The organism is Shewanella submarina, from assembly GCF_042646185.1.
GTDB lineage: Bacteria > Pseudomonadota > Gammaproteobacteria > Enterobacterales > Shewanellaceae > Shewanella > Shewanella corallii.
On the sequence record NZ_JBHRTD010000014.1, the window covers coordinates 103,240 to 113,744 of the forward strand.

Genomic DNA, 10,505 nt, shown 5'->3' on the forward strand with positions numbered 1-10,505 from the left:
GATTTTATGAAAGTTATTTTCATTGTGTGAATTGTGACAGAGGCTCGATAATTTACAAGCCTCTGTCACATATCCGCTACGGGATTTGACCTCCGTTGTCATCATTTGGATCTGGAATGATTGGTGTGATGTTCGGCAATTTATCCGCCACGTTGGCGACTATCGCACCATCGTCGAACAGGCCGTTAATGATGTCGCTCTCGCTCATACCGTAGATATCGAACAGATCCACACCATCCAGCACAATCGACTGTTCAAAGGTTCCATTGAGATCCGCATCGATAGATATGGTCGTAGAACCGTTGCTCAGCGAGAAGTTGAGATAGTCTTCCAGTGGATTCTGATCCTCTCCCTGGAGGATATCCTCCAGATTCAAGGTATCTTCTTCATGATCGAAGTCCATAATGCGGTCAGTACCAAACTCTCCTGACTGCCATACGAACACGTCATTACCGTCATCGCCGCGGAGGATATCGTCTCCCAATCCACCGATAAGGGTATCGTTGCCATCACCCCCTCTGAGGCCATCGTTATGGCGACCACCATTCAGTGTGTCATTGCCGTCATGACCATAGAGGATGTCAGAGCCTGATTGACCGAAGATCTGATCATTGCCCGCACCACCATTGACTATGTCAGCTGTGACACCATTGATGTCGTCGGCTTTGAGCTGGCCATCATTGTCGGTGATGCTGTTCAGATTGCCCGTCATTATGCGCAGGTTGTTGATGAAGCTGGCGGTAAGCTCAATATCCGGGTCGGTGTTATTGGTCTGGGAGTTACCCGTTGCACCTGCCCAAATCTTGTCGTTACCGCTACCGGCTTCAACATAATCCTGGCCCTGACCTGTACTGACATTCTGATCTGCGCTGCCATTGTTGTAGCCGGTCACAGGATTGGTTGGGGTGGTTACCGTCGTTTCAACACCACTGCTGTTAATGATGGTACCTGTGAGGTTATCCCCAATAAATACCTGCATCTGGTCCGGTGTACCTGAGTTGTCACCATCCTGAACTATGACTGTGTCATTGCCATCGTTGGTTTCAACTGTCAGGTCTGTACCCACTGGAATACCGTTAAAGTCTTCCGGTGTTACACCGATAATGAGGCGGTTGGTGGACACGTCACCGTCAGCATCTCTGACTGTGTAGACAAAGTTCTCCTGAGCACCTTCCGGAATGTTTTCTGCACTTTCCTGCAGCTCGTAACGATAGCTACCATTGGCCTGCAGTGTCAGAACACCATAGGTACCCTGAATCTGCGTGCCTACACCGGTAAATACATCAGTACCTGTGTCTGTTCCTGTGGTAACACCGACTACGGACAAGGCATCAGCCCCCAGGTCATTCTCAAGAACATTGCCCTCTTTATCAGGCAGCGCATAGCCATCACCCTCAACAATCCTGGCGATTAACTGGTAGCTGTTGGACTGACCTTCATAAGTTCTGACCGTACTGACCAACTGTCCCTGTTCATCGATAAAGCCCAGTACTTTAATTGTGTAGAACTCACCTTCATATTCGAACGTCACCTCAGGCTGGCCAATCTGGATAATATCTCTGGAAGCATCATCTCCTGGGTTTCCTGGTGTGTTAGGCGTTTCTGTATGGGTAAAGTCAATACTGATGGTTATCGGTGTGACCACACCATAGGAGTCGGTAATGGTGAAGGTCACTGTTAAGGTTGCCGCACTGATGGCAGATCCTGCTGGAATTGGGTTGTTATAGTGAGTAAACACACCCAGATTGATATCCTGGTTGAGATCCAGTACCCCGTTGAGGTTGGTGTCATTATCGACAAAACCATAACCCGATGAGGTTTGGTTACTGCCTGTTCCCCAACGCATCTGGTCGAGACCTGTATCATTGTCATCACCGTCATAGCGTCTCAGCGGGTTACCACCTGTCCAGCTTGTCCACTCGCCAACGATGCCAGAGGCTTCGAAGCCATCCACCAGTACGTCTACACCATTGGTATCGATAACCGTCTCGACATCGTCATCATAGATACTGACATTCAGGTTTGTGCTGCTGGTATCTCCATCAGCGTCGTAGGCGGTAATGGTGAAGCTATCTACCAGAGGGTCGGCAGACGAATGGTTCTGTGCTTCAGACAGTACATAGTTAAAGCTGACCACACCATTGCTGTAATCAGTAATCTCTATGGTGCCGAAGTCGCCTTGTACAGTTGCAGGGCTTTCCGGTGTGGCGGCTAACAACATCGCCAGGGTCACGGAAGTACTGACTGTACCGGTATCGAACACAATACGGTTCAGACCATCAGGTGCAGATACTGTGAACTGACCAGATTGCACCAGTGGTGTTGTTCCTGAATCTGTGCCGCCCTGAAGCTCACTTTCATTTAGGGTCATGGCGTCCGGATCGGTTATGCCAACGGTATCATCAACAGGTGTGACAGTGAGGAATACTGTCGCGGTATCTGTTCCACCATTGCCATCACTGATGGTGTAGGTGAAGCTGGCTGGACCGTTGTAATCCGCATTTGGCGTGAAGGTAATCGTGCCATCACCGTTAAGTACTACAGTACCGTTCTGCGGATTTTGTACTGAGATTACCGTCAGGGTATCGCCGTCAGGATCCGTATCATTAACCAACAGGTCAGACACGTTCAGCGTCAGCTGAGTATCTTCTTCTGTCGTGATAGGTACCCAGGCTTTTACTGACAAATCGAAATCAGCACCAACAGCATTAACCAATTGCACGTTCACCCAGTCGCTCACTGGAACCTGGCTGCCACTTGGATACTCTACGCCGTTGGCAATCAAAGTACCTGTACTGTATGTGACAGTGTAGTAACCACTGGTGGTCTCAACTGTGGTCGTGATGTCGAAGGTGCCTGTACTGCCGTCAGGGTATTCGATGATCTTGTTACCGTTCTCATCGACACGACCGATATAGATACTGTAGTCACCACCATTGGCTGCGGAGTCAGTACCTACAAAGGAGATAGCGTAGGCGCCGTTATTGCCCACAGGAACAATATCGAACCCAAGATCGTTGATGTTTGCCTGCTGACCGGTAAAGGTCAATTCAGCCCCGATTTTATTGCCGTCGGCATCATATTTCTGGGTGTGGACATCATAGTTGCCATTGCTGTTGATGCTGGCCCAGGCGATGACATAGTCGCCGTCTTCACCAACGCCAACCACTTTGGCTGGTCCGTGACCACCGGATGCCATGAACTTGTCAACTGCACCGTCCTTCGAGCCGTCGGCATTGAAGCGTTGGATGTAGGTGTGCCACTGACCACCTTCAATGCCTCGCCATACCACGACAAACTCGCCATCACTGCCAATCTGGGTAATCGACGGCATATCGTTAGCCGTCGTGCCAGCCAGCGAAAGAGTCTGGGTTGAGCCTGGAACCGGTACATTGGTTGTGCCGTCAACCAGGGTGATCTTGACGACACCTCCGGTGGAGCCGACAACAGCATACTTACCACTTGTGCCTATGCTGATGATATTGGTCTCAAGGTCATCAACACCCTCTGTACGACCTATGTTGAGGGTCTGGGTATTGCCGATCTTGGTGCCATCTGAAGACAGCAGCACAGTATTGGTGCCTGTACTGGTTGAGCCATGGCTCCAGGAGATAACAAAGTTACCGTTATCCAGGACAGAAATTTCAGGCTTGGCTTCAATAGAGAAACCATTGGAGTTAGCTGATATAGAGCCGACTACCTGAGCGCTGCCTACCTTGTTACCGTCTGCATCCAGCACCTGCATGTACAGAGTGAAACCGTTTTGCCACACAAGGATGCTGTTATCCCCTGATTGTGCGGAAGTAACGCTTCGAAGCGCAGAGGCTCCAAGATCCATCTCTGGGCCTGTGGTTGCTCCTCCGTGGTCAGCAGGGTTTCCATAAACCACCTGAGCATAAGAGTGGGTATTGAGTGACGAGCTGTTGTTATAGCCCGTCCAGGTTACCAGCAAATCTCCTTCGTCATTGAGCAAGGTAACCTGAGGCGATTCAATTTTCTGTCTGCTACCCAGTTCCAGCTTATCGCCTTTAGGGGTACCGTCCGCATTGAAACTCTGCAGGAAGACCTTGTTATTTCCTGAGTAACCAGTATCCCATGCACGCCATACCACAGTGTAACTGCCATCAGCGTGGGTCGTGGTCAGGTATGCTGAGTCATCTACCTTATCGGTTCCATAGCCCTCTACGATAGTGGCGTCGCTGGATGGACCCGTATATCCGGTAGCTACAACGCCTGCGTCGACGCAAATCATAGTGTCATCAACCGCATCCGGCGCATCGTTAACGTTGTTGACAGTGATAGTGACAGTCGCTGTATCTGTGTCACCATCGGCATCTTTCACCTGATAGTCAAAGTTAACTGTACCGAAGAAGTTGCTGTCTGGCACAAAGCTCATAGAGCCATCAGCGGCGATCACCACTGTGCCGTTGTCGACATCTATGTTCTGGGCGTTACCGGTTAATGCCACACCATTGATATGGGTGATCTCCAGGCCGCCATCAGGAGCTAAATCGTTGCTCAGCAGATTCAAAGTGAGTGAGGTATCCTCGTCAGTGCTGTAACTGTCGTTTACTGCATCTACAGGATCATCCACCGGTGTAACGCTAATACTGAGAGTTGCCGTATCTCCTGAGTTGGTGGTGTAGGTAATGACAGGTACTGTGCCATTCCAGTTGGCGTTAGGAATAAAGGTGTAAGCGCCATCGGCTGCAATCAATATGGTACCAACGCCGGTTATTGTTGCTGTTTGGCCTGCATTATATGTCGTATTGTCTCCAGCCACTTTAAAGGTAACGACAGAAGTGTTGCCTACGTCATTGGTCAGTACATTGCCTGTGCGAGTTTGATCCTCTGGAGTAGAAGCTGAATCGTCATTAGCCTGGGTTACCGTCGCAGAGTCAGATCCCGAGTCAGAGACATTGCCGCCGACATCTGTTTGAGTGGCACTGACAGTGATTGTGTCTCCCGCAGCAACAATTTCAGTCCATGTAATTGTTCCATTGCTGTAGCTATAACCCGTAGCTGGAGTACCGTTTTCAAACTGCAGCTCACCTCCAACCAGCTTAAGTTTCACTGTGTTTATGGTGCCGTCATTGTTGATGACCAGAGTAACCAGTCCACCTGCAGTGAAATCATCATGATTGACCGAAGCAGACAGCTGAACATTGTCTGTGCCCAGCTCAGTTTCATTGATCAGGCCATCATCATTGCCATCATCAACAACAGTCACTGTTGGTGCAGATGGTGCTGTGGTGTCGAGCACTGCAGTATCACTGCCGGCATCGGAGACGTTACCGTCACGGTCGGTCTGGGTTGCAGAGACTGTGATGGTGGCGCCTTCGGCGACCACTTCGGTCCAGGTAATGGTGCCATTGTTGTAGGTGAAGCCGGTGACAGCATCACCGTTCTCATCCACAACGACAGGGTCACCGTTGCTGTCAAGTGACAGGAATACCTGAGAGGTGGTGCCGCCATTGTTGATGGTCAGGTTGATTTGACCACCGGCAACCAGCTCATCGTGGTCAACGACTACCTGCAGCTGCACATTGTCATTGCCCAGCTCAGACTCGTTAATCACACCGTCGTCTGGGTTGTTGTCATCGACAATGGTAACAGTCGGTGCAGTAGTGTTGGCGGTGGTATCAATTTCCGCAGTATCACTGCCGGCATCGGAGACGTTACCGTCACGGTCGGTCTGGGTTGCAGAGACTGTGATGGTGGCGCCTTCGGCGACCACTTCAGTCCAGGTAATGGTGCCATTGTTGTAGGTGAAGCCGGTGACGGCGTCGCCGTTCTCATCCACAACGACAGGGTCACCGTTGCTGTCGAGTGACAGGAATACCAGCGAGGTGGTGCCGCCATTGTTAATGGTCAGGTTGATTTGACCACCGGCAACCAGCTCATCGTGGTCAACGACCACCTGCAGCTGCACATTGTCATTGCCCAGCTCAGACTCGTTAATCACACCGTCGTCTGGGGTGTTGTCATCGACAATGGTGACAGTCGGTGCAGTGGTATTCGATGAAGTATCGACAACCGCGGTATCACTGCCTTGCTCGGACACATTGCCATCAAGGTCGGTTTGAGTGGCCGTTACGGTAATTCTTTCACCGTCGGCAACCACTTCGGTCCAGGTGATAGTGCCTGTATTGGCGTCGTAGTTGTATGTACGGCCGTCACTGGCAGTAAGACCTGTACCATTCCAGGTCAGGGTGACCTCTGTGCCATCAATTGTCAGGTTAATCTGACCACCCAGCAGGAGTTCATCGTGGTCGATAACAACGCTCAATTGAACATCGTCGTCTCCCAGCTCGCTGCGGTTGATGACTCCATCATCCGGATTGTTGTCATCTACTATGGTAACGACAGGTGCTGAAGCATTGGCCGTAGTATCAAGGGTCGCAATATCCAGACCTGAGGCAGTATTGCCTGCTTCATCTGTCACTGTTGCGGTGACCTTAATATCAGTACCCTCCGCAGGGGCAGGCATGGTGATCGGTACACCGTTGTCCAGCATGTCCTGAGTTACTGTGCCGTTAAACAGCTCATTACCAGCCTGGTCAGTAACTACCAGGGTATCACCAACTTCAGTACCGGCACCCAGAGTCACAGTGATGTTAATATCGCCATCAAGCTCGCTGGCATTGATAATGCCATCACCATTTGTGTCTTCGGTAATAACGACTGTAGGTTGAGCCGGAGCGTCCACACCTACGCCATAATCCAGAGTCGCTGAATCTGAACCCTCGGCAGTATTGCCCGCAGGGTCTGTGATAGTCGCGGTCACCTCCAGTGTGGTTCCCGTCGCCGGTGGGTCAATGTTCAGATCAAGGCCATTATCCAGCATGTCCTGGGTGACAGGGCCTTCAAACAGTGTATTACCATCCTGATCGGTAATAGTCACGGTATCGCCAACTGCGGTGCCGGAGCCAAGAGTGATAGTGATTCCTACCTGGCCAGTGAGCTCGCCATCATTGATGTAACCATCATCGTTGGCATCTTCGGTTATCTCGACCGTTGGTGCGCTTGGCGCATCAGTATCGTAATCAAGCAGAGCATTATCGCTACCCTGTGAAGTATTACCTGCATTGTCTGTAACAGTTGCCGTTACTGTGACTGTGGTTCCTGTGGCTGGCGCTGGCATGGTGACAGGCACGCCGTTATCCAGCATGTCTTGAGTCACAGTGCCGTTAAACAGCTCGTTGCCGTCCTGATCCGTCACAACAAGAGTGTCGCCTACTGCTGTGCCTTCACCCAGGGTGACGGTGATGTTGATGTCGCCACCCAGTTCATCGGTATTGATATAACCATCGCCGTTGGTGTCTTCATCTATGGTGACAGTTGGGGAGGCTGGAGCATCGTTGCCATAGTCCAGAGTTGCACTTTCAGAGCTTTCCGCACTGTTTCCAGCTGGATCTGTAACTGTGGCCGTTATCTCCAGATTGGTTCCTGTTGCAGGTGGGTCAATACTGATATCAAGACCGTTATCCAGCATATCCTGGGTTACAGGACCTTCGAACAGAGTATTGCCATCCTGATCTGTGATGACTATGGTGTCACCAACTTCGGTACCACTGCCCAGAGTGATGGTGATATCCACCTGACCTGACAGCTCATCATCACTGATGAAGCCATCATCATTGGCATCTTCAGTGATCTCAATAGTTGGTGCTGCGGGAGCCGTGCTGCCGTAATCCAGGGTCGCATTGCCGCTACCGGTAGCAGAGTTACCGCTGCCATCGGTGACCGTCGCGGTAACTTCCAAATCAGTACCCGTAGCAGGGGCATCGATCTCCAGTGGCAAGCCGTTATCCAGCATTTCCTGAGTCACTGGACCATTGAAGATTTCATTACCATCCTGATCTGTGACTACCAGAGTGTCACCGACTTCGGTGCCTTCGCCCAGCTCAACGGTAATATTAACCTGGCCATCAAGCTCATCATCATTGATGTAGCCATCGCCATTGGTATCTTCATCTATTGTGACACTTGGTGAGCCAATCGCTGGTGAGCCACCGCTGGTATCCATTTCCGCGCTGGCGCTGCCATCTGCGGAGTTACCTGCAGGGTCTGTGACCGTTGCGGTGACTTCCAGCGTGGTTCCCGGTGCAGGAGGATCAATCGCCACATCAAGGCCATTGTCCAGCATGTCCTGGGTGACCGGGCCGGAATAGATGACATTGCCATCCTGGTCGGTCACTTCGATGGTATCGCCTACTTCGGTACCACTGCCAAGTTCGATAGTGATATCTACCTGACCAACCAACTCTCCATCATTAATATAGCCATCACCGTTGGCATCTTCAGTAATGGTGACGGTTGGTGCCGCCGGAGCTGTGCTGCCGTAATCCATTACCGCACTGTCACTGCCGGTGCTGGTATTCCCAGCTGGATCCATCACATTGGCTGTTATCGTCAGTGTGGTGCCAGTTGCCGGTGCGTCAACTGTCAGGCTCAGACCATTGTCGAGCATGCTCTGGGTTACCGGGCCGCTGAACAGTACATTACCTGCCTGATCCGTCACTGTGAGGGTGTCGCCAACTGAAGTGCCGGCACCCAGAGTGACAGTAATATCGATCTGACCACTCAGCTCGTCCGAGTTGATGTAGCCATCGTTATTGGCATCTTCAGCTATGGTCACGTCCGGTGCTGCAGGAGCCCCGGTACCCACACCATAATCCATTACGGCTCTGTCTGAATTTTCTGCTGTGTTTCCGGCAGGGTCAGTCACAGTTGCCGTGACCACAAGTTCAGAACCGTTGGAAGGTGCAGTAACAGTCAGCTGCAGTCCATTGTCCAGCATGTTCTGAGTGACAATGCCGGTGAAGATGACATTGCCATCCTGATCAGTGACTTCAAGGGTATCGCCCACGGCAGTACCCGCGCCCAGCGTTACAGTGATGTCTATCTGACCACTGAGCTCGGTATCATTGATGTAGCCGTCATTGTTGGCATCTTCGGTAATGGTCACGGTAGGGGAGGCCGGTGCACCGGTGCCCACGCCGTAATCCAGCGTCGCATTGTCTGAGCCCTCGGCGCTGTTGCCTGCTGGGTCAGTCACGGTGGCGGTCACCACCAAATCGGTGCCGGTGGCCGGTGGGTCAATCGTCAAGGCCAGACCGTTATCCAGCATGTTCTGGGTAACCGGACCGGAGAAGATGACATTGCCATCCTGGTCGGTCACGGTAATGGTATCGCCAACATTGGTGCCTGCACCCAGCGCGACGGTAATGTCTATCTGACCGTTAAGCTCAGTGTCATTAATGTAGCCATCATTATCGGCATCTTCGCTAATGGTGACCGTTGGTGCAGAAGGTGTACCTGTGCCGGCACCATAGCTGAGCAGGGCATTATCAGAACCTGATGCTGAATGTCCTGCCGGAGTGGTGACGGTGGCCGTGATGATCAAGTTGGTTCCACTTGGTGGTGGATTGATTGAGAGTTGCAGCCCGTTGTCCAGCATGTCCTGGGTCACGCGACCAGAGAACAGCACATTGCCATCCTGATCCGTAATAACCAGAGTATTGGATGGGTTGGTTCCTGCACCCAATGTCACGGTGAAGTTGACCAGTCCACTCAGTTCGCTGTCATTGATATAGCCATCGTTGTTGGCGTCTTCAGTGATGACAACAACCGGAGCATCTGGTTTTGGTGGATTACCGCTAAAGTCGAGAGTGGCGCTATCAGACCCTTCAACAGAGTTACCAGCGGCATCACTGACTGTGGCGGTAATCTCGAGGACGGTTCCTGACGGTGGGGTATCCGTAACCAAATCCAGACCATTATCCAGCATGTCCTGAGTGACAGGGCCTGAGTAGAGCACATTACCATCTTGATCTGTAACGGTAATGGTATCGCCTACCTCAGTGTCTGCACCTAAGGTGACAGTAATATTGATTTGGCCGTCGAGTTCAGCGTCGCTGATGGTACCGTCATCGTTGGCGTCTTCTGTGATCTCAACTGTTGGTGCAGCAGCACCTCCACTGAGCACTGCGCTGTCACTGCCTGATGCGGTATTGCCTGCAGCATCTGTGACTGTTGCAGTAAGCGTGATCGCTGTGCCATCAGCTGGAGCTGGAATGCTAAGGCTGAGGCCATCATCCAACATCTCCTGCGTCACGCTGGCGGTGTAGATAACGTTGCCATCCTGATCTGTGATGGTGATGGTATCACCCACGGCAGTTCCGGCACTCAGAGTTACAGTGTAATTAACTGCACCACTGAGTTCATTGTCAGTGATATAGCCGTTGTTATCAGTATCTTCGGTAATAGTAAGCACTGGGCCAGCCGGGGCTCCAACTCCCACGCCGTAATCCAGGGTCGCACTGTCGTTACCGGAAGATGCATTGCCTGCAGGATCTGTAACCGTGGCAGTAATTTCCAGCTCAGTGCCGGTGGCAGGCGGATCAATGCTCAGGTCAAGGCCATTATCCAGCATGTCCTGAGTGACCGGGCCGGAGAAGATGACATTGCCATCCTGGTCGGTCACTTCAATGGTGTCACCC

The 10,505-nt window shown here is 51.7% G+C and carries 1 protein-coding gene; it reads right to left on the minus strand.

Annotated features, from left to right (window positions below):
• Positions 1-76 precede the first annotated feature (76 nt).
• Positions 77-10,489, minus strand: a complete 10,413-nt coding sequence (locus ACFOE0_RS11775; RefSeq protein WP_380712028.1) for an Ig-like domain-containing protein — start codon at positions 10,487-10,489, stop codon at positions 77-79.
• Positions 10,490-10,505: the final 16 nt, after the last annotated feature.